The sequence below is a fragment of the Marinobacter sp. MIT932201 genome, from assembly GCF_047123295.1.
GTDB lineage: Bacteria > Pseudomonadota > Gammaproteobacteria > Pseudomonadales > Oleiphilaceae > Marinobacter > Marinobacter salsuginis.
Genome location: NZ_CP138917.1, coordinates 364,738 through 390,160, shown reverse-complemented (window position 1 = coordinate 390,160; position 25,423 = coordinate 364,738). Strand labels below are relative to the sequence as shown.

General features: G+C 57.8%; 28 protein-coding genes. 4 read left to right on the top strand and 24 right to left on the bottom strand.

The window, feature by feature from the left end; all coding sequences use genetic code 11:
• Positions 1–41: 41 nt before the first annotated feature.
• Positions 42–995: a GGDEF domain-containing protein gene (locus tag SIC15_RS01730; protein ID WP_412536944.1), complete on the top strand. Its 954-nt coding sequence runs from the start codon at positions 42–44 to the stop codon at positions 993–995.
• 15 nt (positions 996–1,010) lie between these two features.
• On the opposite strand, the gene SIC15_RS01725 is transcribed toward SIC15_RS01730, so the two are convergent.
• From SIC15_RS01725 to SIC15_RS01705, 5 genes are all read right to left on the bottom strand, one after another.
• Positions 1,011–1,439 (bottom strand): hotdog fold thioesterase, encoded by a 429-nt coding sequence (locus SIC15_RS01725; RefSeq protein ID WP_405417987.1) that lies wholly within the window; start codon positions 1,437–1,439, stop codon positions 1,011–1,013.
• A 70-nt stretch (positions 1,440–1,509) separates the two neighbouring features.
• Entirely contained in the window at positions 1,510–3,777 is a 2,268-nt protein-coding gene (locus SIC15_RS01720; protein WP_405417984.1) for a putative bifunctional diguanylate cyclase/phosphodiesterase, read from the bottom strand.
• Between the two features lie 119 nt (positions 3,778–3,896).
• A complete protein-coding gene (locus SIC15_RS01715) occupies positions 3,897–4,694 on the bottom strand; it encodes a substrate-binding periplasmic protein (protein ID WP_412536943.1) in 798 nt (265 codons plus the stop codon).
• Positions 4,687–6,069, bottom strand: a complete 1,383-nt coding sequence (locus SIC15_RS01710; RefSeq protein ID WP_136630699.1) for a ribonuclease J — start codon at positions 6,067–6,069, stop codon at positions 4,687–4,689. The genes SIC15_RS01715 and SIC15_RS01710 overlap by 8 nt, the downstream gene beginning before the upstream one ends.
• Positions 6,066–6,818: a substrate-binding periplasmic protein gene (locus SIC15_RS01705; protein ID WP_136630733.1), complete on the bottom strand. Its 753-nt coding sequence runs from the start codon at positions 6,816–6,818 to the stop codon at positions 6,066–6,068. The genes SIC15_RS01710 and SIC15_RS01705 overlap by 4 nt, the downstream gene beginning before the upstream one ends.
• Positions 6,819–7,057: 239 nt before the next feature.
• Here SIC15_RS01705 and SIC15_RS01700 point away from each other — a divergent pair, with 239 nt between their 5' ends.
• Positions 7,058–7,741, top strand: coding sequence for a type 1 glutamine amidotransferase domain-containing protein (locus tag SIC15_RS01700; RefSeq protein ID WP_041645947.1), 684 nt, complete (start codon positions 7,058–7,060; stop codon positions 7,739–7,741).
• Between the two features lie 72 nt (positions 7,742–7,813).
• Here SIC15_RS01700 and SIC15_RS01695 read toward each other — a convergent pair whose 3' ends face one another.
• Positions 7,814–8,260, bottom strand: a complete 447-nt coding sequence (locus SIC15_RS01695; RefSeq protein WP_305965565.1) for an acyl-CoA thioesterase — start codon at positions 8,258–8,260, stop codon at positions 7,814–7,816.
• A 95-nt stretch (positions 8,261–8,355) separates the two neighbouring features.
• Here SIC15_RS01695 and SIC15_RS01690 point away from each other — a divergent pair, with 95 nt between their 5' ends.
• Together SIC15_RS01690 and SIC15_RS01685 are read left to right on the top strand one after the other, a co-directional pair.
• Complete coding sequence (locus SIC15_RS01690) at positions 8,356–9,084, top strand: MotA/TolQ/ExbB proton channel family protein (protein WP_136630697.1); 729 nt, start codon at positions 8,356–8,358, stop codon at positions 9,082–9,084.
• Positions 9,081–10,106 (top strand): peptidoglycan -binding protein, encoded by a 1,026-nt coding sequence (locus SIC15_RS01685; protein WP_136630696.1) that lies wholly within the window; start codon positions 9,081–9,083, stop codon positions 10,104–10,106. Before SIC15_RS01690 ends, SIC15_RS01685 begins: the two co-directional genes overlap by 4 nt.
• Here the strand turns inward: SIC15_RS01685 and SIC15_RS01680 are convergent.
• The 18 genes from SIC15_RS01680 to SIC15_RS01595 form a co-directional block, all read right to left on the bottom strand.
• Positions 10,103–11,050: a ketopantoate reductase family protein gene (locus SIC15_RS01680; protein WP_227549319.1), complete on the bottom strand. Its 948-nt coding sequence runs from the start codon at positions 11,048–11,050 to the stop codon at positions 10,103–10,105. The two genes, SIC15_RS01685 and SIC15_RS01680, sit on opposite strands and share 4 nt — an antisense overlap.
• Before the next feature lie 62 nt (positions 11,051–11,112).
• Entirely contained in the window at positions 11,113–12,510 is a 1,398-nt protein-coding gene (locus tag SIC15_RS01675; RefSeq protein ID WP_069182678.1) for an amidase, read from the bottom strand.
• A gap of 5 nt (positions 12,511–12,515) precedes the next feature.
• Positions 12,516–13,076 carry a hypothetical protein gene (locus SIC15_RS01670; RefSeq protein WP_069182677.1) on the bottom strand — a complete coding sequence of 187 codons (561 nt, stop codon included), beginning with the start codon at positions 13,074–13,076 and terminating at the stop codon, positions 12,516–12,518.
• A gap of 151 nt (positions 13,077–13,227) precedes the next feature.
• Complete coding sequence (locus tag SIC15_RS01665) at positions 13,228–13,419, bottom strand: 2-hydroxymuconate tautomerase (RefSeq protein ID WP_069182676.1); 192 nt, start codon at positions 13,417–13,419, stop codon at positions 13,228–13,230.
• Positions 13,420–13,428: 9 nt separating this feature from the next.
• Positions 13,429–14,223, bottom strand: a complete 795-nt coding sequence (gene dmpH, locus SIC15_RS01660) for a 2-oxo-3-hexenedioate decarboxylase (RefSeq protein ID WP_069182675.1) — start codon at positions 14,221–14,223, stop codon at positions 13,429–13,431.
• Positions 14,220–15,257: a 4-hydroxy-2-oxovalerate aldolase gene (dmpG, locus tag SIC15_RS01655; protein ID WP_136630695.1), complete on the bottom strand. Its 1,038-nt coding sequence runs from the start codon at positions 15,255–15,257 to the stop codon at positions 14,220–14,222. The genes dmpH and dmpG overlap by 4 nt, the downstream gene beginning before the upstream one ends.
• 13 nt (positions 15,258–15,270) lie before the next feature.
• Positions 15,271–16,206, bottom strand: a complete 936-nt coding sequence (locus SIC15_RS01650; RefSeq protein WP_069182852.1) for an acetaldehyde dehydrogenase (acetylating) — start codon at positions 16,204–16,206, stop codon at positions 15,271–15,273.
• A 26-nt stretch (positions 16,207–16,232) separates the two neighbouring features.
• Positions 16,233–17,018: a 2-oxopent-4-enoate hydratase gene (gene dmpE, locus SIC15_RS01645; protein WP_069182673.1), complete on the bottom strand. Its 786-nt coding sequence runs from the start codon at positions 17,016–17,018 to the stop codon at positions 16,233–16,235.
• Positions 17,018–17,878, bottom strand: coding sequence for an alpha/beta fold hydrolase (locus SIC15_RS01640; protein ID WP_136630693.1), 861 nt, complete (start codon positions 17,876–17,878; stop codon positions 17,018–17,020). The genes dmpE and SIC15_RS01640 overlap by 1 nt, the downstream gene beginning before the upstream one ends.
• A 7-nt stretch (positions 17,879–17,885) precedes the next feature.
• Complete coding sequence (locus tag SIC15_RS01635) at positions 17,886–19,346, bottom strand: 2-hydroxymuconic semialdehyde dehydrogenase (protein WP_069182671.1); 1,461 nt, start codon at positions 19,344–19,346, stop codon at positions 17,886–17,888.
• A gap of 28 nt (positions 19,347–19,374) precedes the next feature.
• Complete coding sequence (locus tag SIC15_RS01630; protein WP_136630692.1) at positions 19,375–20,298, bottom strand: catechol 2,3-dioxygenase; 924 nt, start codon at positions 20,296–20,298, stop codon at positions 19,375–19,377.
• An 11-nt stretch (positions 20,299–20,309) separates the two neighbouring features.
• Entirely contained in the window at positions 20,310–20,633 is a 324-nt protein-coding gene (locus SIC15_RS01625) for a 2Fe-2S iron-sulfur cluster-binding protein (RefSeq protein WP_136630691.1), read from the bottom strand.
• Between the two features lie 12 nt (positions 20,634–20,645).
• Positions 20,646–21,707 (bottom strand): NADH:ubiquinone reductase (Na(+)-transporting) subunit F, encoded by a 1,062-nt coding sequence (locus SIC15_RS01620; RefSeq protein ID WP_136631159.1) that lies wholly within the window; start codon positions 21,705–21,707, stop codon positions 20,646–20,648.
• 15 nt (positions 21,708–21,722) lie between these two features.
• Positions 21,723–22,082 (bottom strand): phenol hydroxylase subunit P4, encoded by a 360-nt coding sequence (locus SIC15_RS01615; RefSeq protein WP_069182668.1) that lies wholly within the window; start codon positions 22,080–22,082, stop codon positions 21,723–21,725.
• A 72-nt stretch (positions 22,083–22,154) separates the two neighbouring features.
• Positions 22,155–23,690: an aromatic/alkene/methane monooxygenase hydroxylase/oxygenase subunit alpha gene (locus SIC15_RS01610; protein WP_136630689.1), complete on the bottom strand. Its 1,536-nt coding sequence runs from the start codon at positions 23,688–23,690 to the stop codon at positions 22,155–22,157.
• Between the two features lie 14 nt (positions 23,691–23,704).
• Positions 23,705–23,974 (bottom strand): MmoB/DmpM family protein, encoded by a 270-nt coding sequence (locus tag SIC15_RS01605; protein WP_069182666.1) that lies wholly within the window; start codon positions 23,972–23,974, stop codon positions 23,705–23,707.
• A complete protein-coding gene (locus SIC15_RS01600) occupies positions 23,971–24,972 on the bottom strand; it encodes an aromatic/alkene monooxygenase hydroxylase subunit beta (RefSeq protein ID WP_069182665.1) in 1,002 nt (333 codons plus the stop codon). The genes SIC15_RS01605 and SIC15_RS01600 overlap by 4 nt, the downstream gene beginning before the upstream one ends.
• 53 nt (positions 24,973–25,025) lie before the next feature.
• Positions 25,026–25,283 (bottom strand): phenol hydroxylase subunit, encoded by a 258-nt coding sequence (locus SIC15_RS01595; protein WP_136630688.1) that lies wholly within the window; start codon positions 25,281–25,283, stop codon positions 25,026–25,028.
• Positions 25,284–25,423: the final 140 nt, after the last annotated feature.

The window sequence follows — 25,423 nt, the reverse complement described above, 5'->3', positions numbered from 1 at the left end:
CTTGCTATACTGCTGGCCAAACAGACTCCGGCACAAAAGACATGGATTCCGGCATACCGTCCCTCAACATTCCCGCCACACCAGAAGACGTGGAGCTTCTGGGGGGCACCCCCGTCGAGGGGCTTAGAGCCGTGCTCGACAACCTGGACGCCCTGGTTTACGTATCAGACTTTGAAACCCATGAGCTTCTGTACATGAATGCTTATGGCCGGAAAATCTGGGGGTCCATAGATGGCAGAAAGTGCTGGGAAGTCCTGCAGGATAGCGCCAGCCCCTGCGACTTCTGCACCAACCACCTGCTGATTGACTCAGCAGGCAGTCCTTCCCCCCCGCACATCTGGGAATTCCAGAACCGACTGGACCAACGCTGGTACCAGTGCCGGGACCAGGCGATTCCCTGGATAGATGGCCGGCTGGTCCGCCTGGAGATCGCTACCGACATCACCGAACGAAAAGAAATGGAGCTGGCACTCAAGGAAGCCCATGAGAAAGCCCGGGCTGCTGCCTTGGAGGACGACCTTACCGGACTTCGAAACAGAAGAGCCTTTTTCGAACTGGGAAACCAGCTTTTGAAACAGTCCCGCCGCAACAACTCGCCTCTGGGCATCATCATGTTTGACCTGGACCACTTCAAGCAGATCAACGACAACCATGGCCACGAGGCCGGGGATGAAGTGTTGCGGGCCATCGGGAATCTGGTCCGTCGCAACGTCCGGGAGGCCGACATTGCCGCGCGCATTGGCGGAGAGGAGTTCGCAATCCTTCTCGCCGATGCTCATGCAGCTGAGGCCTCAGAAATGGCAGAACGACTGCTGGGGCTCATGCAGGGAATGCCAGTCCAGTATCGTGATGTCCGTCTCCTGCCAGCGGCCAGTTTCGGCATTTCAGAACTACACCCCGAGGAGCCAGGCCTGAAGAATCTTCTGGCCAGGGCCGATAACGCAATGTACGAATCCAAAGCGTTTGGCAGGGGAAGGGTGCGAATCAAGCCCTGAACGCACCCGGGCAATTCAACCGGGACGCCTGGTAACCGCCATGGTCAGCCGGGAAATACAGGTGGTTTTACCTTCTTCGTTCTCAAGCAGAATTTCCCATACCTGAGTGGCGCTACCAATATGGATGGCCCTGGCCGTGCCATACACCCAGCCTTTGGTAACCGGACGGATGTGGTTGGCGTTGATATCCAACCCAACCGCAACGGTTTCCGAATCCTTCAGACAGCAATTGGCCGCCATGCTTCCCAGGGTTTCCGCCAGCAACACCGACGCTCCTCCATGGAGAATGCCAAACGGCTGGACTGTGCGTTCATCCACGGGCATACGGCCCTTCACATAATCATCGCCAATTTCCAGGTATTCGATACCCATGTGACTAACGGCCGTGTTCTGACTGGACTGGACAAGTTGTTCGAGGTTCGGGGTACGGGACCAGATTGCCATGGGGGAATTACTCTCGATGTTGTTTGAAAAGAAATCTCGGAAAGGCTAGTGTATACAGATAGGATGCGAACTACCAAGCCCTTCTTCTGTGTCCCACGCCTGCCTTTTCGATCAATCCCTCAAACTCCCGCACAGGCACCGGCCTGCTGAAATAATAGCCCTGAAACCGGTTGCACCCCATCATAACAAGGCGTTCCAGCTGCCCTTTCGTTTCCACGCCTTCCGCCACCGCCGATAGTTTCAGTGACGAAGCGAGGGCCAGAATGGTCTCTGCGATGGCAGCATCATTGGGATCATCGAGGATGTCTCGCACAAATCCCTGGTCAATTTTAAGCTCATCCAGCGAGAGCCGTTTCAGGTAACCAAGGGATGAATAGCCCGTGCCGAAATCGTCCAGGGAAATGCGTATGCCCATGCTTCTCAGGGTTCGCAGTGTTTCTTCCACCAACTCAAGATCGTAAGCCAGTGCACTCTCGGTGATTTCCACTTTCAGGTTTCTGGGGGATGCCCCCGTTTTTCTGAGCAATGCCATCACAGTTGAGCAAAAAGACGGCAGATGGAACTGCCTCGCACTCACGTTTACCGACACCTGGAGCCGTGCCAGAACACCGCCCCGTTTTTTCCAACTGGCTATCGTGGACATGACCTCTTCGAGTACCCAGTAGCCAACCGATTCAATGAGGCCCGTTTCCTCTGCCAGCGGAATGAACTCGGCGGGAGACACCATGCCACGGCCCGGACAACGCCATCGAAGCAACGCCTCGGCACCTATCGGCTTACCTTTCTCGTCAACAAGAACCTGGTAGTGCACTGCCAACTGGTTCTTCCGAATGGCCAGTCGAAGGTCGGATTCCATGGCCAGGCGTTCGGACACCTTTTTCTGCATCATGGCATCGTAGAAACGGATGCAGTTGCGACCGTCTTCCTTGGCACGAAACATGGCCATGTCGGCCTGACCAAGGAGCTCTTCGAGGGAATCATCGTGATCAAAAAACAGGGTGACACCAATACTTGGCGTACCGGTGTACTCAAAGCCATTCAGTTCATAGGGTTCGTTCAGTGCTTCCCGGACTTTCTCACAGACCTTTTCCACGCGGGCGGCAGCGCTGGAAGCATCGGCCGGAAACCCCTTCAGAATGAGAACAAACTCATCGCCACCAAGCCTTGCGACGGTATCCCACTCCCTGACTGTCTGCTTGAGCCTTTTGCCGACCTGAATCAACAGCTCATCTCCTGTCATATGGCCCGCCGAGTCATTGATGTTCTTGAAGTGATCCAGATCGATAAAGACCAGGGCGCCGTGGCTATGATCCCGGGTGCTTCCAGTTAACGCCTGGGCCAGGCGATCCCGCAACAGGCGCCGGTTTGGAAGGCCCGTCAACGCGTCGTAGAACGCCAGTTTCTCTATCTCTGATTCCGATTGCTTGCGGTCACTCACATCGTAGAAGTACCCGTGCCAGATCATGCTGTCATCGGCCAACCGGGCAGGAACCGACCGCGCTTCCATCCAAGCCGTTGTTCCGTCCTGTTTCCTGGCCCGGAAGTTTGTTTCAAACGGCGTCATTTGCCGCCTTGATTCATCTACATCTTCGTCGAAGGATTTCTTGTCTTCTGGATCAATGAGGTCTAAAAGGGGCTTCGCATCCAGGCTGAGTGCATCGGCCGGGAGTCCGAACAGCTCCTTCACTTTTTCACTGATGAAGGGAAACGTGGTTTGCCCGTCGGGGTACATCCTGAACTGGAAAATAACCCCCGGAAACTGGTCGGAATACCGATAGAGGCTGTTTTCGAATCGCACATTGCGACTGGCCAATATCTGTCGGTGCACCGAAGCCCCCAGAACTTCGCCTACCTGGAGCAGAAATTCCTCTGTACCCGGATCCAGTGCACAGGAATGGTCAAGAAAATCGAACCCCAGAATACCGCTGACTTGTCCCTCCAGCTTCAAACCAACGAGAACCAGACTCCGGATACTTTCAAGAAGGAATTCCAGTTTCTCTTCTTTTGCATCCGGGGGAAGTTGTTCGACTTCGGGGATCACCAGAACCGGAAGGATCTGAAGCTGCTCCATAAGCCAGGGATATCGGTCCTTCGGAACATTTTGAATGGCATCCCGTTGGGGTGTGACGCCGTCTCTGCAGGTTTCATGGGAGATTGAAATTGTCTGGGTGGCTTCTTCGAAATTGATCAGGTAGGCGCGATCAGATCCAAGCCAATCGCCAAGCTCAGCAATAACCCCGTGGATGCAACCATCCAGTTCGTCAATCTTCGAGCGGGCAAGGTTGAGCGACAACCTGTACACGAAATCCCTGTGGCCCGAGGTAACTGCCTTTGCCATTGCTACGGACTCCTTCCCAGCAATACTGCCCATGAATTTTATTTTATACCGGGAGTACCTGTACTGAGTTACGACGGGTGCGCCTCAAAAGTTCATGTGCTAGCACTAACGGTAGCCTCTCAACTCGCTTTTGTATAACGAGCTTTATACTGCACCCTGCCAGAGTTCACAAGCTCATAAAGCCGGTCCGCAATGCGCTCTCTTAGTTCAAAGGAATTACACGGCGAAGCCTTGGAAAAAGTCAGAAACAGGCCCTCACGGCTAACCGGCGTTTCCAGCGGAACGAAATCGTCAGCAATGCCCATGTATTCAAGTTTCACCTCTCCCTGAAGGACTTCATAGAGCACATAATCAACACGATCAACCAACGCCATCTGGAAGGATTGCTCAATGGACCGGACACCTTCAATGCGCAGATTCTGCTCTGCATACCGGTCGAAGTTCTGGCCAAAGCTGTTGTTGATCAGGGTACTGCCGCGCTTGCCCTTCAGGTCTGGCCAGTGGCGATAGACGAACTCCCGCCCGATGGGCACCCAGACCGCTGTTGGCAAGTGCGTGACCGGAGGAAGCAGATAATCCATGTAGCGAATGCGTTCCGACGTGATGAACGCCCCGGCTACCATATCAATCTCCCCCTCGCGCGCCATCCGTTGGACCCGGGCCCAGGAACCGATATCTTTCACTTCCACAGTTACGCCGAGGGGTTGGGTAATTTCCCGGAGCAAAGCAGGTACGGCGCCATTCAGGAAACCAGGATTTTGCTCGTCTCGCCAGAGCAGGGGCGGATACTCCGGATTACCACTCACGGTGAGTGTGTCGCACGGGGTTACTGCCGTGGCATTAGTCGGCGAAAGAATCATCGCGGCTGCAAAAAAGACAAGTGACTTACCAACAACAGAAAACAATAGCTTATTCAACTCTGACAAGACCTTCTTTGTGCCAGCCCAGACGGCCGGTTTCGACAACCTGGCGACGTATCCCCGGCACTGGCCGGATCATGAAAAGATCGCCGTTTCTGCCCACCATGGCTCGGGGTACACCAGTTGCTTTGGCTATGTCAGCGTGCGTTTCCATGTGTTCAGCCTCACCATGCACCGGAATGGCAATGGCAGGCCTGACCCATTTGTACATTAACTCCAGTTCTTCCTGCGCAGGATGACCTGAAGCATGAATTGGCAAATCCGCATCTTCGGCGGTGATTACCCGGACACCCAACTCTTTCAGTCTCGCCACGAGCGCCTCGATGGCTTCTTCATTGCCGGGAATAGCACGGGCGCTGAAGATAACTGTATCGCCGGTTTCCAGCTCGAAATCCGGATGCGTACCAGCAGCCAGTCTGCGCAGGGCCGTTCTGGGTTCACCCTGACTGCCGGTGGCCACGGCCAGGACTTCATCCCGGGGCAGATAGCCAAGATGAGCGGGATTGATCAACTGGTCAGCCGAATCCCACAGGCCGGCGGCTCTGGCGGCGCCACTCATATTGATCAGCGAACGGCCCAACAGCCCCATATAGCGCCCTGTTTCCCGCGCAATCGAAGAGAGCGTATGCAGGCGGGCAATATTGCTGCCGAAGCAGGTCACTACAACGCGCCCCTCAGCGGATCGTATAGCCTGCAACAATCCGGTATGCAAGGCCGCCTCGGACACCGAGTGACCTGACACCGTTGCGTTGGTGGAGTCGCATACCATGGCGTTCACACCCTCTTTCGCCAGATCGCTAAAGGTCTGTGGCGAATAGCCATGGCCGACCAGCGGCTGCTCATCCAGCTTCCAGTCACCGCTGTGAAAGATGTTACCTGCGGCGGTTCTAATCATCAGGGCGTTGGGGTCCGGGATGGAATGCGTCAGCGCCAGCCATTGCACGCTGAAAGGCCCGATCTGTTTGCTCTGGCCGGTCTCCACTTCAATGATCGGAACCCGGTGCAGCAGATCGAACTCCGCCAGTTTTCGTCGCAGAATTTCCGCAGTGAACCGACTGGTGTAGATCGGACACTGCAACAGCGGCCAGAGATAGGGTACGGCTCCAACGTGATCCTCATGGGCATGGGTAATAATCAGGCCTGCCAAGCGGTCACGGCGGTCAGCGATGAAAGCGGGATCCGCCATTTGTACCGGCGGCTCCCCCCGGTGGTGCACGGTTCCGTCAGCGGCAATACGGCCAGGCTTTGGAAAGGTGACGCCGCAATCCACCATCAACCAGGCACCGTCGTGGCCATAGAGGTTGAGGTTCATGCCAATTTCGCCGGTCCCTCCCAGGGGCAGAAACCACAGATCAGACTGCGCAGGAATCATTCGGCGGCTCGGTCCAGATACTTCAACACCAGGTCCTCGTGTATGCCTTCCATTTCAATCAGTTTCAGCGCCGCCCGGATATCGTCGGCGTACTGAATCACCGGCGAGTTTTTCGCAACGGCGATGTAAGAGCGCTCTCCGGGCACAAAGAACGGCGAGACCTCAATATCCAGACCCAGTTTCTCAACCGCGTACAAACCCACCAGTTCTGGCGCAATCACCACATCCACCCGGCCCTTCTGCAGCATCAGCATCAGGTTTTCATATCGGGGCGCCGGCTCTTTGAGCAGGTCCTCATCATCATCAAACCTCGGGAAATACGACGCGCCTTCCAGCACGCCAATGGCCCTGCCATAAAGATCGGCGTAGCGTTCAATGCGGTGCTCTTTGTTCAGATAAAAGAACAATCGCCGTTCTGGCGGAAACGCCGGCGCCACAAATTCCATCAATTCGGCCCGTTCCTCGGTTTCCAGAGGACCAAGCATGACATCAACCTCGCCCTGCTGGACCATTCTCAACACGCGCCTGAACGGGGCTTCCCGGTAGTGCACTTCCCAGCCGAGCCGCTCGGCAATCTCCTCGAAGATCTCCACGTAGAGGCCGGTTCTCTCCCCACCCTCGAGAATCCGGTATGGGGGTGCATGGTTGGCACCCACGGTGATGGTAAGAGGTTCCACAGTTTCTGTGCCCTGCTGGGCCCAAGCGTGAAACACCAACACCATCAGAAGGGCGGCTGTTAGCACTCGCATTCCTGTCGTCCTTGCCTGTGAGCCTTTCAGGTTCTTATGCAGTCTGGTCATCTGTGTCCAGTATAGACGGTTCAAGATCCGGGAACGTCGGATTTACGTAATCACGGTTGAAATCAACCACCCATGGCACAAGGTCGATTACCAGATCAGTTAAGAAGCGGTTCACCAAACCGGCTACACGTTATTTACCAATAGCTGTCGAAGTGCCATTCATTCGTCAACATATAAGGACGGACACCATGAAGATTCTGATGGTTCTCACCTCACACGACCAGATGGGCGACACCGGCCACAAGACCGGCTTCTGGCTCGAAGAATTCACCGCGCCCTACTATGTTTTCCGGGATGCCGGTGCAGACATCACCATCGCCTCGCCGAAAGGCGGCCAGCCGCCAGTGGACCCCAACAGCGAGGCGGAAGAGGCACTCACGGAAACCACCCGTCGTTTCCAGCAGGATGCCCACGCCAAGGAATCCCTTGCCAGCACCAAGAAGCTGAGTGATGTGGACATGAACGAGTACGACGCGATTTTCTATCCGGGTGGCCACGGCCCGCTCTGGGATCTGGTCAACGACGACAAGTCCATTGCCCTGATCAAGACCGCCTACGAGCAGGACAAGGTCATTGGTGCGGTTTGCCACGCGCCGGCCGTGTTCAAGAACGTGGAAGTCAAACCGGGCCAGAACATCGTTGGCGGCCGGGAAGTAACGGGCTTCACCAACAGCGAGGAAGAAGCAGTAGGCCTCAGCGGTGTGGTGCCTTTCCTGCTCGAGGACATGCTGAAGGAAAATACCGCCACCTACACCCGCGGTGACGACTGGGCTCCGCACATCGTGGTGGACGGCAAGCTGATCACCGGGCAGAACCCGGCATCCTCCGAGGGCGCCGCGAAAGCCGTTGTGCAGGCTTTGCAGGAGGCCTGATCCGGTAAAGACCGGAAGATGAACCCAAGGCCAGGTGAGATTCTCATCTGGCCTTTTTCTTACGCTTCGAGTTCATTCCCCCGCGTGACTGATCAACTGGCCAGGAGCGCCCTGCTCCAGCAGTTCACGAATATGATCCGGTATCGTCACTTTTCCCATCACTGAAGGCTGAATCACCACGTAAGTCACATCGGCATCGGCGATAAACGCCTCATCCCCATACCTGAAGAATTCAAGATGCAACGTGAACGAAGTGTTGCCGATTCGCCCCGCCCGAACACGCGCCTCCAGCACATCATCGAACTTTGCCGGGGCTTTCCAGTTTACGGTGAGACTCACAACCTGAATATCCAGGTCCTGATCCAGTAGATGCTGGTAATCGCCAAACAGCGTACGGATGTATTCGTTCACTGAAATATCAACGAAATCCGCATAACGGGCATTGAATACCACACCCTGGGCATCGCACTCGCCATAGCGAACCCGGAAGCGAAAACGGAAAGGCAGATCACCAGTCATGAAGCGCTCCGATTAAAGTTCAGTTACTGACGCCAACAGCTTCTCATATCTGTGCTAACGTTTTGAGGAATATCTCAAAAAAGCTGGCCAGCGCTATGAGCAACCCGAAGCACACCCTTTTCTGGATGACGCTGTTCCTCGGCGTGGTCGTCATCGTCGGCGCCCTGATCCACAAACCTCTGATCTCGGCCTTCATGGCCAACTGGGTTTTCAACCTGCTGATTTTCGGAGTATTGATCGTCGGTATCGCCCTCACCTACCGGCAGGTATTTGTCCTTTTTCCGGAATTGAAGTGGATTGCACAGTTCCGGACCGGGCATGCCGGACTGTCGGTGGTTCAGGAGCCTAAACTGCTGAAGCCACTGGCAAGACAGCTCGGAGAAGATGCAACCAAGGACCGGTTCACTCTGTCTACGCTCTCCCTGCGGACCGTGCTTGATGGTATTCACTCGCGTATGGATGAGCAGCGCGAGATCACCCGTTACTTCATCAGTCTTCTGGTTTTCCTCGGTCTGCTGGGTACCTTCTGGGGCCTGCTCGGCACCATCAACTCGGTCGGCCAGGTGATCACCGGCCTTGATATGAGCCAGGAGGATTTCGGCAAGGTGTTTGCCGAACTGCAGGAAGGCCTGCTCACACCGCTTGAGGGCATGGGCACGGCCTTCAGTTCCTCCCTGCTGGGCCTTGGCGGCTCGCTGATTCTTGGTTTTCTCGATATCCAGGCCGGCCATGCCCAGAACCGCTTCTATGACGGCCTTGAGGAGTGGCTGACCGGCGTGACCAATCTTGTAGACCGCGTAGACAGCGAGAAAGACCTGTCATGATCGGATCCAGGCGCCGAAGCCGAAGCACCACCAACGTCTGGCCGGGGTATGTGGATGCCCTGTCGGCACTGCTGATGCTGGTGATCTTCATGCTGCTGGTATATGTGGTCAGCCAGCTCTATCTGTCCCAGACGCTGTCTGACCGGGATACCCAGCTGGCCCGCCTGAATGCCCAGTTGAACGAACTCTCGGAGATGCTTGGCCTGGAAGAAAGCCGGAGTGAGGCACTGGAAGCTCAATTGACCAGCGTTCAGGACCGCAACAACAGCCTGGTCGACCAGCTGGAATCTACCCGTGAGCGGCTGATGCAGCAGACCGCCATCGCCGATGCGCAATCAGAACGACTGGCCGGCATGGAAGAATCCATTGACGAAAAAGACGAGATGTCCGCAAGCCAGCAGGCCATGATCCTGCGGCTATCCAATCAGATCGCCTCACTGAGGGAACAACTCAGACAGATTGCCTCGGCCCTGGAGCTGCAGGAACAGATGACGGCGGAGAAAGAGCAGGAGCTGGAACAGGTGAGCCGACGGCTGAACACCCTGCTCGCCGAGCGGGTCAGCCAGCTGGAACAGTACCAGTCGGAATTCTTTGCCCGGCTCCGGGATATTCTGGCGGGTAACGAGAACGTGCGGATTGTCGGCGACCGCTTCCTGCTGCCCTCGGAACTGCTGTTTGCCTCCGCCTCGGCGGAACTGGGCGAGGAAGGCCGGCAGGAGCTGGACAAGCTTGCGGATTTGCTGCTGGATGTGGCCGAACGAATACCCGAGGACGTGGACTGGATACTGCGCATCGACGGCCACACCGATATCCTGCCCATCAATACACCGCGCTTTCCATCGAACTGGGAGCTGTCCACCGCGCGGGCGGTTGCAGTCGTGCGCTACCTTGCAGCGCAGGGTGTACCGGAACGGCGCATGGCGGCTGCCGGCTTTGGCGAGTTCTTCCCGGTGGCGGAAGGCACCTCACCGGAAGCGCTTCAGAGAAACCGGAGAATCGAGCTCAAGCTGACGGATCGCTAGCCCTGGGAATGGCTCAGCAGGGCGCTGACCGTCATGGTGTAGGGCGCCTCAATGCCCAGTCGCTCGCAGCGTCGCAGGACCGCGCCGGCAATACTGTCAAGCTCCAGGGGCCGCCCTTTTTCCTTGTCGACCAGCATGGATGTCTTGATGGCGTTGAAGTTGCTGATCAGGTCGAACATCTCGGCCAGATCCTCCGGCCCGAGGTTGACGTCGTCGGCCTCCGATGCAGCCACTGTTTCCGCCATCATTCCATGGACAATCTTCCGGAATTCTGGGTGGTGTGTGAGGCTCCGGGTATCAAGACCGGTCAGGGCGGACAGCGGATTCACACCGTTGTTGATCACCAGCTTGCGCCAGAGTTCGTAACGGATGTTTTCAGAGACGGTGGTTGGAATGCCGGCCGCGTTGAACAATGCTTCCAACCGTCTGAGCAGGGAAACGCGGGGATCGTCAGGTCGCTGCCTGGGCCAGGCACCCATCACAACCTGGGCAACGCCCTCGGCGAACACATGCCCGGGTTCGGTAATGTGGCCGCCAATGCGCACCGCAAGCCCACCCAGTACCCGATCCTCACCAACCACCCCGGCAATCACCAGCTCGTTGTCGACCCCGTTCTGGAGCGACAGTATCGGAACAGACGCGTTCTCCAGCCAATCGGAAATCTCATCCATGACCGGCGCTGTCGCCGTGGACTTCAGGGCGATGACGATCAGATCAAAGTCATCGGGTTCATGCTTCTGCATCAGCTCTGTGTGGGAAAAGGCCGGCAGTGCCTGATGCAGAATCTCGCCTTCATAATCCACAGTCAGGCCACCGGTTTTCAACGCCTTGAGATGATCACCACGCGCGGTCAGGACCAGCTCGTGTCCCGCCTGGGCGAGTCTTGCCGCGTAATATCCACCAATGCCACCGGCACCCATCATTAAAATCTTCAGACCTGCCAAGGGAACCTCACCGCTCAGAAAATGCCCGCCGAATTTGACACCCAGAGGAAGCAGACAAGCCGTTAGTCTGCAGGCGCCAGGCCCATTATATCAGGACCTGTGCCGAGGCAGCGCTCAACGGCCTGACCGACTGCCAGCAGCCGCTCTTCCCGCCAGGGCCCCATCAACAATTGAAGCCCTACCGGCAAACCCATCGAATCGAAACCGACCGGCAAACTCAGCCCACACAGGCCCAGATAATTCGCCACGGCTGTGTTGCGCAGAACCTGCATATTGGCCGCTACATAGGCATCAGGGTCCGCCAGACTGCTCACGGTTGGCGGCGTAAGCGTAACCGTCGGTGTCAGAAGAGCATCCACTGTTGATAGTTCTTCGGCCGCCTGAGCAGACAAACGATCAATCAGGGTACGGCGTTGAATGTACTCCCACGCGGGTAATCCCTCGGCTTTGTGAAGCCTGGCCGCCACATCGGGATCAAGCGACGATCTGTAATCCGGTAGCTCTTCCCTGATTAAAGCCGCCAGTTCCGGTGCTGCCACGCCGCCCTTGAGGAACATTGAATGAACCGTTGCCAGACCGGACAACTCAAACTTCACCAGCCGGGCGCCGGCAGCTTCAAGCTGTTTAAGGGATGCTTCGACAGTTTCCGCAATGCCGGGACTGCAATTCTCCCAAAAAAAACCATCCGGAACCCCCAGGGTCAAATGGGACAGGTCCGGGCTGGCAGGTATCCCGGCGCCTCTGCGAGCTAACATCGGGTCAAGCGCCTCGAACGCAAAGGCCAGATCCTCAACACGACGGGCCAGCAAACCGGGTGTATCCAGGGTGCTCGACAGCGGAACAATTCCGCGGGTGGACCAGCGCCCGCCTGTGGTCTTGAGGCCGGCCACACCCGTCATTGCTGCAGGAACACGCACAGAGCCGGCGGTATCAGTGCCCAGAGCCAGCGCCGCGGTTCCATTGATCAAAGACACTCCGGCACCTGAACTCGACCCGCCAGGCACCCGATGCTCATTCTTGCACCAGGGGTTTTGGGGGGTTGGCCAATGGGCGTTTGTTCCCAGCCCCCCGAAAGCGAACTCCACGCAGTGGGTTTTACCCACCACCGGAGCAAGTTGGGATTGCAAGGCTCGAACCAGAGGCCCTTCAGCCTCCCAGCTTTTCGGCAAGGCTCTCGCACAACCGGCGTAGGTGGGAAAACCCGACACCCCGAACATGTCCTTTACCGATACCGGTATACCCATCAAAGGCCCGGTGGAACCACCGGCAGCCCTGACTTGATCAGCGGCGCGGGCAAGTTCCAATGCCGGCTCGGGGCGCCAGCTGATATAGGCTCGGTTATCACAGTCCTTGCTGGCTTCTATCGAGGCTTCAACCAGAGACTCCGCTGTCATGTCCCGGGATCGGAGCCCATCAGCAAGATCGCGCAATGGCATCGACAGCAACTGTTTCCCGGCCATTGGGATTACCGCATCCAGCCAAATCCGGACAGCATCTGGCCAGCATTATTCATACCGCTGCTGAACATCCGCTGAGGGAATTTACATCCGCCAAGCGTAAACGCGGCGTTGAGGAGGCACACGGTTGGATCTTCCAGTTTACGGTTATGCCTGTTACCGGACAGGCCGCCCTTGACCGAGATCGCGGCACCCCACTGCTGGTCCTGAACCCAGCCGTTGATCATCTCACGCAGGTGCCGGTCATGCAGCGATACCTGGCTTTCGCGCTTGTCATCCAGACAGATCACGAGGACACCCTGCTCCCGAATGGTTTCCAGACATTGCCCGACAAGCCGGTACTCTCCTTCACTCATCCCGGTATTAAGTCGGAGCTCACAGAGGTCCGCCGGTTCTTCGGAAAGCAACGCCCGAAGAAAATTCTCTCTACCCTCACACGTTTCATCCTGAAAACCCGGAGCAAAGCCCCGGGAACTGAGCAGAGAAAAGACACGCTCCGAACGCTCATGATCCCCTTTCAGGTGGGTGACCTCCGGCGCCTGGAGACTTGTGTCCGTGCTTAACAGCAAGACACTCCTGACACTTTGCCCCCAGATCATCCTCGCTGGTCCGGAACCAGCTTGTCGCTGAGCCTCCAGGCTTCGTGCATCACATGAGACAAATAATACCGGCAGCTTGTCCACGATTTCCTCCAAAACGGGCCTGTCCAGAAGCTGGGACTCAGCGCCCCAGCTTCTTCGCGGATTGACCACCGATACCGAAATGCTGCTTCGGCATTTCATTGATGATGATCCGGACACTCTCTACAGGCGCCCCTAGCGACCGGCAAAGCGCATCGGTGACCTCTCTGATGAGCGCTTCCTTTTGCTCATCAGACCGGCCTTCCAGGATGTTGATCTGGGCGACAGGCATAAAACCTCCTTATTCGAATCGTGCGGATACCGTACCCAGGCCCTGGTATCGGACCGTGATGTTGTCACCGGGCTCAACCGTGATGGCTGCGGTAATACCGCCGGTCATGATGAAGGTGCCAGCCGGGATGTGTTCACCGCGCTCTGCCAGCAAATTGGCCAGCATGGCGACACTGGAAGCCGGATGGCCCAGAACCGCGGCACCGGCCCCAACGTCTACCACTTCGCCATTCTTCTCGACCACCACGCCCAGGGTTTTCAGATCCACATCAGCGACATCAGCCATCTGGCCACCGGTAATAAAGCGGGTCGAGGAGGCGTTGTCTGCCACCACACTCACCAGATCAAACTTGAAGTTTTCGTAGCGCGAATCGATCACTTCCACCGCGGGGATCACGAAATCGGTGGCGGCCAGAACCTGGCCAATGTGGCAGCCAGGGCCCTTCAGCGGCTCCTTGGTGACAAAGGCGATCTCGGCCTCGATCTTCGGGTGGATCAGTTCTTTGGTGTTCACCACTCCACCGTCGGGCACGCTGAAGTAATCCGCCAGGAATCCGTAGATCGGCGTCTCCACTCCCATCTGGGCCATCTTGGCCCAGGAGGTAAGGCCCATTTTCATGCCAACGACTTTGTTGCCACGGGCTTCCTTGCGACGGCGGATCTCCCACTGCACGTCGTAGGCATCTTCGAAGGTCATGTCCGGAAAGTCGTTGGTGACCTTGGTGATGTCATGGGCCTGCAATTCGGCGTTTTCCACGTGTTCCGCCAGGGCCAGAACCTGCTCACGGCTCAATGTCTTGCTCATGCGTTCTGCTCCTTCTGTGCCGCCAGCAGATCCAGCGCCACATCCACAATCATGTCTTCCTGGCCACCCACCATGCGGCGTTTGCCCAGCTCCACCAGAATATCCACGGTCTTCAGGCCGTACTTCTGCGCCGCCACTTCGGAATGGCGCAGGAAGCTTGAGTACACACCGGCATAGCCCAGCGCCAGGGTTTCACGGTCCACACGAACCGGGCGGTCCTGCAACGGACGCACGATGTCGTCGGCGGCGTCCATCAGGGCGTACACGTCGGTGCCGTGCTCCCAGCCCATCTTGTGGAAGGCGGCGATGCAGACTTCCAGCGGCGCGTTGCCAGCGCCGGCGCCCATACCGGAAAGGGAGGCATCCACCCGGTCACAGCCCTCTTCCACCGCCACGATGGAGTTGGCTACACCCAGGGCGAGGTTGTGGTGGGCGTGAATGCCGGTCTGGGTTTCGGGTTTCAGCACGTCTTTTAGAGCCCGGAACCGGTCGCGGATGTCGTTCATGTTCATGGCGCCGCCGGAATCGACCACGTACAGGCAAGTGGCGCCGTAGTCTTCCATCAGCTTGGCCTGCTCAGCCAGACCCTGCGGGGTCTGCATGTGGCTCATCATCAGGAAGCCGACGGTATCCATGCCCAGCTTCCGGGCGTGTTCGATGTGCTGCTTGGACACATCCGCCTCGGTGCAGTGGGTAGCCACGCGCACAATCCGGGCGCCGGCGTTGTAGGCGTTGTCCAGATCATGGACGGTGCCGATGCCGGGCAGCAGCAGGGTGGCAATCTTCGAATGGGTAACCACTTCGGCCACCGCCTCGATCCACTCCAGGTCGGTGTGGGCACCAAAGCCGTAGTTGAAGCTGGAGCCCTGCAGTCCGTCGCCGTGGGCCACTTCGATGGAGTCCACCTTGGCCTTATCCAGCGCACGGGCAATATCCTGCACGTTCTTGATGGAGTACTGATGACGAATGGCGTGGCTGCCGTCTCGCAGGGTCACGTCGGAGATGTAGAGTTTTTTGCCGGGATTGAATGTCATGGGAATACCCTCCTCAGTTGACCAGCGATTCGGCGATGCGCTCGGCGGTACCGAGAGCGGCGGAGGTCATGATGTCCAGGTTACCGGCATAGGCCGGCAGGTAGTGGGCGGCGCCCTCCACTTCCAGGAAGATGGAGGTCTTCAGGCCGCTGAAGCGGCCCAGGCCCGGGACATTCATGGGCTGGTCTTCGGGGATGTCGTCGAACTGCACTTTCTGCTTCAGGCGGTAGCCCGGCACGTAGCTGTTCACGGCCTTGACCATCTCTTCCACGGAAGCTTCCACCTGGGCCTTGTCGGCCGCATCCGAGAGCACGTATACGGTGTCCCGCATCAGCAGGGGCGGCTCGGCCGGATTCAGGATGATGATGGCCTTGCCCTTCTGGGCACCACCCACCACTTCGATAGCCCGGGAGGTGGTTTCGGTAAACTCATCGATGTTGGCGCGAGTGCCAGGGCCGGCGGACTTCGAGGAAATCGACGCGACAATCTCCGCGTAGTGGGCCTTGGCGACTCGTGATACCGCGGCCACCATCGGAATGGTGGCCTGGCCGCCACAGGTGACCATGTTGACGTTGCCTTCCTGGAGCTGCTGCTCAAGGTTCACCACCGGCACACAGTAGGGACCGATCGCTGCCGGGGTCATATCAATGATCTTGATGTTCTCTTTGTGGCCGCGCAGGAACACTTCGTTGTGCATATGGGCCTTGGCGGAGGTGGCATCGAATACGATATCGATGTCGGCGAATTCCGGCATCTTTACCAGTCCGTCGACGCCTTCGTGGGTGGTGGCCACGCCCATGCGGGCAGCCCGGGCCAGACCGTCCGATTCCGGATCGATACCGACCATGGCGCCCATTTCAATGTGCTTGCCATTGCGCAGGATCTTGATCATCAGATCGGTGCCGATGTTGCCCGAGCCGATGATCGCTGCCTTGATTTTCTTGCTCATAGCCTGTTCCTCATTGTTCTTTTCGGTCATGCGAAGCGCACGGATGCGCTACCGATGCCGCCGATGTCGACCCGCATGTAATCACCGGCCTTGACCGGCTCAAGGGGTACCAGCGAGCCGGAAAGAATGACTTCGCCGGCCTTAAGGGAAATACCGAACTCACCCAGCGTGTTCGCCAGCCAGGTGACACAATTCACTGGCGAACCCAGGGCCGCTGCCCCGGCGCCCGCACTGATCACACTGCCGTTCTTCTCGACCACCATGCCGCAGGTAACCAGATCCACCTTGCGAGGCGATACCGCCTGGTCCCCGAGCACAAACAGACCGCAGGAAGCGTTGTCAGCAATGGTGTCCTGAATGGCGATCTTCCAGTCCTGGATGCGGGAATCGACAATCTCGAAGCAGGGCATCACGCATTCCGTGGCCGCCAGAACGTCGGCGTTGGTCACGCCCGGACCGGTCAGGTCCTTTTTCAGGATGAAGGCAATTTCGCCCTCTGCGCGCGGCGCGATCAGCCGGTCGCTGATGGGCATGACCTCACCGCTGTTGAACACCATGTCGTCGGTGAGATAGCCAAAATCCGGTTGATGGACGTTGAGCATGTTCTGTACGGCTTTGCTGGTCACGCCAATCTTCTTGCCAATAATCGAGGCGCCATCCGCCAGACGACGTTCCAGCATGCGCAGGGAAATGTGGTAGGCATCATCAATGGTGATATCCTCACCACGGCTGGTCAGCGGGCTGACCGCTTCCCTTTTCATCATTGCCTGGTAGAGCTCGTCGCCAAAGGCGTGAATTTTCGTCTGTTCCATTAGTTACCTCCGGCAGCGGCCTGATCGGCCTCGTTCAGGAAATCATTGACCAACCGGGCAAACCGGCCGGCATGCTCAATCTGGGTCCAATGGCCACAGCGACCGAATACATGCAGCTGGGCGCGGTCGATCAGTTCAGCCAGTCGATAAGAGGCGTCGAGAGGAATGACTTCATCTTCCCGGCCATGGAGGATCAGGGTTTCATGGGGAAGCGCCCGGATGTCGTCTTCGTTACTAGCCAGGTTATCGACCCAACGTTGACGAGGAGCCGGGAACATGGCCGAAAACGACTCCTGGAAACCGGGCCGGATGCTGGCCTGATAGCGCATCTCCGCCAGCTCGCTGGTCAGCAGGCCCTTGTTGAAGGCAAACACGTCCATCAAACGGCGCATGGTCTCAAGCGAAGGTTCGTACCCCCACACCTCGTCCAGGCCTTTGGTAATCGGGAAGCTGACCCCTGCTGAGCCCATCAGCACCAGGCGGCGTACCCGCTCTGGATGCTCAATGGCGAGCGCCAGGGCCAAACCTCCCCCGAAGGAATTCCCCACTAGGTCGACCTGTTCCAGGCCCAGCTCATCCATCACGCCCAGGGCGTGCTTGACCCAGCGCTCCCGGTTGTAGATCTGGTCTTCCGGGCGCTCGCTGTAGCCGAAGCCCAGCATATCCGGCGCCACAACGCGACGGTGTTTGGCCAGTTCCGGAATCACCAGGCGCCAGTTTGCCCAGGCCGTCACACCGGGGCCGGAGCCATGAATCATCATCACGGGGAAACCGCCTTCGCCATGGTCGTGCACGTTGGTGCGGTAGCCTGCGGCAACAATTTCACGCCCGATTTCAGGGCTGTCTACAGGTGCATTCATGACGCCCTCACAATTTGACGCAGATGTTTTTCATTTCGGTGTAGAACTCGAGGGAGTGCACACCACCTTCACGACCGACCCCTGACTGCTTACTGCCACCGAACGGTGTCCGCAGGTCTCTCAGGAACCAGCTGTTTACCCAGATAATGCCGGCTTCAATCTGGCCCGCGACGCGATGGGCGCGGGTGATGTTTTCGCTCCAGATTGCTGATGCCAGGCCGTAGGGGAGACTGTTGGCCAGCTCGATTGCCTCTTCTTCGGTATCGAACGGGCGGATATGGCAGCAGGGTCCAAAGATCTCGTCCGTAACGACCGCCGAATCGTCCGGCAGGCCGGTCCAGATGGTGGGCTCGACCCAGGCTCCGCCCGCCAGCTCGGAAGGCATCTCAGGAACACCACCACCGGTCACAACGGTTGCTCCGTCATCGACGGCTTTCTGGTAGTAAGAGAGCACCTTTTCGCGGTGTTCGAGGCTGACAAGCGGCCCCAGGTTGGCTTCTGCATCATCAGGCGGGCCAATCTTCAGACCTTCCGCGGCTTCCTTGAGGCGACCGACAAACTCGTCGAAAACCGACCGCTCAACGTAAACTCGCTCGGTACCCAGGCAGACTTGGCCACAGTTGGCAAAAGCAGAGCGCATGGTGCCCTCGATGGCCTTGTCCATGTCGCAATCGGCGAATACCAGGCCGGCATTCTTGCCGCCCAGCTCCAGGGAAATATCCCGGATACCTTTGGCAGCCGCCTTCATAATGACTTCACCCGTGCCGGTCTCACCGGTGAAGGTGAACCCGTCAACCTGCGGGTGCTCGGTCAGATAGGCGCCAGCGGAATCACCACCGAAGCCATGAACAACGTTGTAGACGCCATCCGGCACACCGGCTTCCCTCATCACCTCGCCCAGAAGGGCGGTGGTGGTCGGTGTCTCTTCCGACGGTTTGACGACGACGGTATTGCCACAGGCCAGGGCCGGCCCGACCTTCCAGGTCATCAGCAGCAGCGGCAGGTTCCAGGGGCTGATCACACCGATCACACCCTTGGGACGGCGAACGGCGTAGTTCAGGGCACCCGCGCCGTCCGGCGTGGCCATTTCGAAGGATTCCGTGGGCACGTTCTTGATCATGTCCGCGAACACCTTGAAGTTGGCCGCACCCCGGGGGATGTCGATGTGGCTAGCCAGGGATTTCGGCTTACCGGTATCCAGGCACTCGGCTTCCAGGAATTCCTCAAAGCGTTCGTTGATGCCATCGGCCACCCGATGCAGAATGCGGGTGCGCTCGTCCAGAGTCATCTTGCCCCAGGGGCCTTTCAAGGCCGCCCGGGCTGCCCTCACAGCGGCGTCGACTTCGTCTCGACCACCCTCGTGCACCTTGGCAATGACCTTGCCGTTGGCGGGGTTCACGTTGTCGAACAGCTTGCCGCTGGCGGAGCCCACGTACTGACCGTTGATGTAGTGTTTGATCTCTTTCATTGCTGCTAAATCCTGTTGCTGGATGGTGTCAGGTCAGAACTGTCAGGAACCGCTCGTTCAACTGGCGATCGTGATAGAAGATGGCCTTGCCGAGCTGCTCCGCCTGCCAGGTCACCGGTTTGTGGTCCGGATAGGTGTAGTCACCGCCACAGAAGACTTCGTTGCGATTGCCCGACGGATCGAAGAAATAGATGGTTTTGCCGTGGGTCAGGCCGTGCCGTGTGGGCCCGATATCAATAGAGGTATCGGTCATGGAAATCAGGTCTGCGGCCCGCAGGACGTCTTCCCAGGTTTCGAGGAAGAAGGACGCGTGGTGGAACTTGCCTTTCTCTTCATGGTGAATGAAAGCAATGTCGTGCTCCTTCATGGACACGGTCAGGAACTGGGCAATCCGGGTGCCTTCCGGGTCCAGCACCTGCTCGGCCAGATGGAACCCGAGCACGTTCACGAAGATGTCATACACAGCCGCCAGTTCCGGCCCGTAGAACAGGCAATGGTCAAATCGCACCGCCTTCATGCCGGAAAGGCCACGGGGCCAGGCCTCGGGATTAACCTCGGTAACACCCCATTTGCCGGTGTAGAGTTTGTCGGCGTATAGCTCGAACGCGTGGCCCGAAGGCACGGTAAAGCGGATCCGGCGGCCGCAGTCTTTCAGCTCGCCTTCGGGAATCTGCTCTACATCCAGCCCGTAAGCCACCAGGTCTTTTTCCAGCTGAACAAGCGCTGCCTCATCCACAACCTTGAAGCCCATGAAATCACAACCGGGCTCGTCGGCCTCAACCAGTACCACGGAGAACTTGTCCACTTCGGTCCAGGCCTTCAGATAAACCCGACCCTGTTCGTCGCGGTCTGTCTCAATCAGGCCCATCAGGTCTGTGTAATGTTTTACCGCTTCTTCAATGTCCAGAACGCGAATCTGAACGTGACCAGGACGCATAACACCTTTTTTCATGACGATTACCTCTACGGTTTTGTTTTTGTCTGTTCGGCGAGTGGCGCTGCAGGTTGCGGCATACACTCGATCATCAAATCGGTTCTCGGGTAGATCCGGCAGGCCAGGACTTCCCCTTTATCAAGAGCCTCCGGGGGGCAGTGGGCCTTGCTCATCTTTCCGCACCGGAACTCGCCTTCAACAACGCGGATCTTGCAAAACCCGCAGCCACCGCCCCGGCAACCCACCGGGACACACTTCTTGCCAACCAGCTCCATGGCCTTGAGAACACTCTGGTCCTCCTCACACCGGAACCGGTCGCCGGTCGTGCGGTTGACCACATGGAATACCGCCATGCTTCCTCCGCATCAGATCTTCTTGAAAAGCGCCGAACGCTGGTTGTCTTCCGCACCATCTGCAGCCGTCAGGAACTTCTCCATGAAAATGTCCCGCTCGAACAACCGTCCCTGCATCAACGCGGTAATTGCGGAATCAATCATCGGGGGCGGTCCACACATGTAGGCCTTGTTGCCAGCAAACCGCCCGTCGTAGTGCTCCTTGGCGGCTTCATGGACATAGCCCCGAAAGCCCTGCCAATCGGTGTCGTCGTCGGCATCACTCAGTGCGGGCACGTAAGTAAAGTGCTCATGATCCCTGGCCAGCGCCTCGAACAACTCGCGGTTGTAAAGCTCGGCCTGGTTCCGGGCACCCTGGAACAGGGTGATCTTGCGCTCGTCGTTCTGCTCCAGCAGGTCCAGAATCATGGACTGCGGGCTGGAAAGGCCGGAGCCGCCGGCAATGAAGATCAGATCGCCCGGCTGGGAGCTGCGGACAAAAAATTGCCCGTAGGGGCCGGACAGGTTCAGCTCTTCGCCGACCTTGAGCTGTTCATGGATGTAGGTGGTGGCAGCACCGCCAGGCACCAGGCGAACGTGCAGTTCCACTTCGTCGGACTTGCTGGGCGGGTTGGCCAGTGAGAAAGCCCGGGGGCCGTCCACATCCGGCAATTCGATATTGATGTACTGGCCGGCCTGGAACGTCATGGGGCGGTCCAGCTTCAGATGAACACCCTTGATGGTGGGCGACAGGTCGACGATGTCTGTCACGGTAGCGGTGTAGTCCTCCACCGGGTATCCCTCGAAATCCGGATCGACATCGATATCTGCTTCGATGGTCACGTCACTTTCAACGGTGGCACAGCAGGCAAGCACCTTGCCCTCGTCCCGCTCAATGTCCATCAGGGCAAAGGGCGAGGCGTCGCCAATCTCCACGTCGCCTTCCAACACCTGGACCTTGCACGTTGCGCAGGTGCCATGACCGCAGGCGAAGGGCAGCCAGACACCCTGGCGGAGCGCGGCCTGGAGGATGGTCTGGCCGTCCTCCACTTCAATCTGCTCGCCGATAGGCTCGATAGTCACGGTATGACTCATGGCACTTCTCCCCGCTCAGTAACCGACGTCGGCAATGCCGTTCAGCCCCGGCGTGGTGACCGTGAGCATGCTTTTGTGATCAATGCCGTTGTCTTTCAGGCTGGCGTCAGCCCGCGGCGTGAACGGTTCATCGTTCAGCAGCCACTCGGCATTCAGGAAGTCGGCTTTGGCGGCATCCGGATGGGCGGCAGCTGCCGGTTTGATAACGGTCTCGACGAGATCGCCGAACGTCATATCCGGCTGCACCAGCAACGCAAACGGCGCGCAGAACAGCAAGTGATTGGGCCAGTAGACATACAGCAGTTGCATGCCATTGAAGTTCTCAACCTTGTCTTTCGGTTCGAACTTGTAGTCGTATAACGCGTTAACACTCATGGTGGTCACCTTGTTGTTTTTGTGCGTGGTTCGCCCGACGCCCCAGGCAGCCGGGCGATTCCCGGGTCACTGTCAGGCTGCGTCTTTACTCTGGTCAGCCGGTTTCTGGCCCTTGATGGAAAGCCAATGCTTGTGGTCTGGGGACCCTACGTACTCGAAATTGTCCTCGCCGATATTGATGTGGTAGTACTTCTGCACCACTGTCTCGACGTCGGCACCCTCACAGTTGCCCTGGTAGATCTGGTGCACCGGCAACCAGGCCTGGACGTACTTCTCCGGTTCATCCTTGAAAATGTCGCAGCAGGCTTCGGAGCAGAAGTGGTAGCGCTCGCCTTCATGCACCAGCTGACGATGGCTCAGCTTGGTGGGCGCACCCATCTCGGTAAACAGGGTGGGTACCTGACACACCTGGCATAGCTGCGGCAGGGTGTTGTTGTAGAAGCGCCGGCCAGCGGCGGCTTCTTTCGCCAGGTACTCGTAGCGGGGACGGTAGTACTTGTCGAAAGTCTCCGGGTACTTCTCGGACATCCAGTCCATTTCTTCCTTTTCCGGAATCCAGGTGTGGAAGTTGGTGGCCTGGCTGTACTGGTAGAAGGTGGTCCACAGCTGATGGCTCAGGTGATGCTTGGCATCGTTGGCCACGTCCTGGTATTTGGGCGGACGGATACCATAGCGTTCCAGATCCTTGAACAGGGCACCGCCATTCTGCTCGTAATAGACTTCCCAGGCCTCGGCCCAGCTCATAACCTTGTTCGGCAGCATGTAGTCCATCATCATGCTGACCAGGCTGAGCAGGCGGAACCCGCGCCAGAACCACTTGTCGATCCAGCGCTGAACGATGGGCACGTTGTCCTCGTGCTGCTCCAGGATGAACTTGATCACCTCAAGGCCCAGGGTCATGTGCCGCGCCTCATCAGACTGAGCCGAGAAACCAAAGGTCACCGTGGCCATGTCGCCGTTGTAGGCGGCGCCGGACATAAAGGGCACGAACAGAAGGTTGGTCAGCACATACTCGAAGGAGAACGAGATAGCGGTCAGGAACTCGAACGGGCCGGCCGAGCGAGCATCGTCAAAGAACGACTTGGGCACCGACAGGAACCAAACCCGGTCGTGCATGTAGGCAGCATCGTGCAGGCCATTGAAGTGCTTGTTGTAGTGGCTCATGGCGTGCTGCTGGGTCTGGGAATGACGCAGCTCGTCAATGGCCTGCATCTGGCAGGCCACGCGTGCACCGGCACCACTGAACTGTCTGCCTACTTTGGCATAACCCTGGAACGCCGCATGTTCAAGCGGTGATACGCCGGTCAGGAACAGTTTCAGGGCGTTGACATAGCGGGCATCGGAAATGTTCTGATGGCCGTTGTTCTGGGCAAAGGCATCAAAAATTGCGTACAGCTTCTTCTCTTTTTCCGCCTGGTACTTCCAATAGGCATCCATGGTCAGACGGAACGGGTCTTCCCACTGGGACCAGTCAGTGATCTTGATACCCTCGAACTGCTCGTCCGGGAAGATGTCCTCTTTCTTCTGGTAGCTGGGCTCCCAGGCCATGTCCCGAGTCAGGTACTGGTACTTGTCTTTCAGGTTCAACTTTTTGTTTTTAACAGCCATGATGTGTCTCCCGATTATTTCCACTCAAGGATGAAGTGGTCATCGTCTTCGTCGACGTTGCCGCCAATACTGATGACATCGATAAGCATTTCCTGGACATCCCAGTCGCGGCCCAGCTTTTCTTCCATGGTCTCCCGGTTGATCACCAGGCGCTTTTCGGCCTGGATCCGGATCATTGCCGGCTGGTGCTGAACCTCCGCTTCAGGGTTGTCTTCCTGAATGGCTTCCACCATGTAGCGGGCGTTGTCGTTGTCCTGGAATGCGATGAATACGAGCTGGCTCATGCCGATACTCCCTGGGTGTTGAGCCCGAACTTCTTGAGACGGGTGGCGAGTTGCGCCCTGACCTCATCGAGGGCTTCCACGCCAACGGATGCTTCCGCCAGCGGCTTCAGGGCGTTGTAGATTTCCGGCTCCCACTGGTCGGCCCAGGTCTGGAGCTGCTGGAGGTTGGCTTCGCTTTCGCCGGCAACCACCTTGACCATGGCGTTGGTCCAGCGTTGGGAATCCTTGTACCAGTCGCGCATGAACTCGGTGAGCATGGAAACGTCTTCGGCACCCTGCTCTTCCCACCACTGGTCCATCTTTTCGTAAACCAGCGGGAACAGCAGGCCGTCCATCAGCACGTTCTGAATGAGGGTCAGCTCGAACCAGTCCTGGACAACCAGGGTGTCTTCCACCAGCTTGCGCATGGGTTGCCAGAGCGCATCGTCCATCCAGTAACCCTTGGACTCGTCGAGCCCGGCACCGGTGGTCCCGTCAATCATCAGGGCAATTCGCGAGAGATACTGGCCGATACCGAGACGGTCCATGGCCTGGTAGATATGCATCTGGGATACCGTGGTTGCGGTGGCCTCACCTGCGATTTTGCTGTTGTTCATGTTGGCGCCCAGCTCCAGGTGACGCAGGGGAACCAACAGACGCAGCAGCATGGTGCGGGTTTCTTCCGGCAGACGGGTCAGCAGGTTACGCTTGTCGCAGAAGCCATAGCTGGTCTCGGCGGCCTCCTGCATCTTGGCGCGATTGCCGACGTATGCCCCGTAGTAGAACTGGCGCGGATCAGTCACCGCATACCAGTCTTCCATGCGAATCGCGGTACGCCGCTCGTCGTTGAGCTCGTAATTCGGATCCCACTGGGGGCGGTAGTGGAAATTGGTTTTCGCCTCCAGGTCGTAACTGGCTTCCTGGTAGCGGGTGGCGGGTTTGTCTCCGAAACGGCGTGCGATGTGGCCGTAGGTCTGACGGATGGGCTCCACCGAGTTGGTCTTTATTTCGATAGTCATATCAACCTTACCGTGTTGTTTTTGTGGAACAGAACGTTGATGGATGTTGCTCATTAACGCTGGCCGCGCTCCCCGAACCGCCACTTGACCATGTCTTCGTCGATTTGGCGGATCATGTCGGAGTCCATGTGGACCACGTTGTTGTGCTTGCAGAAGATTTCGAACGCCTCCCTGGGTAGAACCAGTTCGACGAACAGCTCCGGGTGACCGATGGCAAAGTCGAATTCCACGAACTTGTCGCCCGGCTCGCTGCGAACCCGGATATAGCGGGTCATCTCGTCAAAGGATTTGGCTCGTGTCTCGCTGGTCATGATTTGCACCACTGGGTTTGTTGTTGTCTGGGAGGGGACGAGCAACGCGTGTGCCAAACCCGTCAAAAAGCCGAGCGCAAATATCCATCCAACTGTTTTTCAAACAGTTATCAGTCATTCGAAATGAATCAGCGTGAATA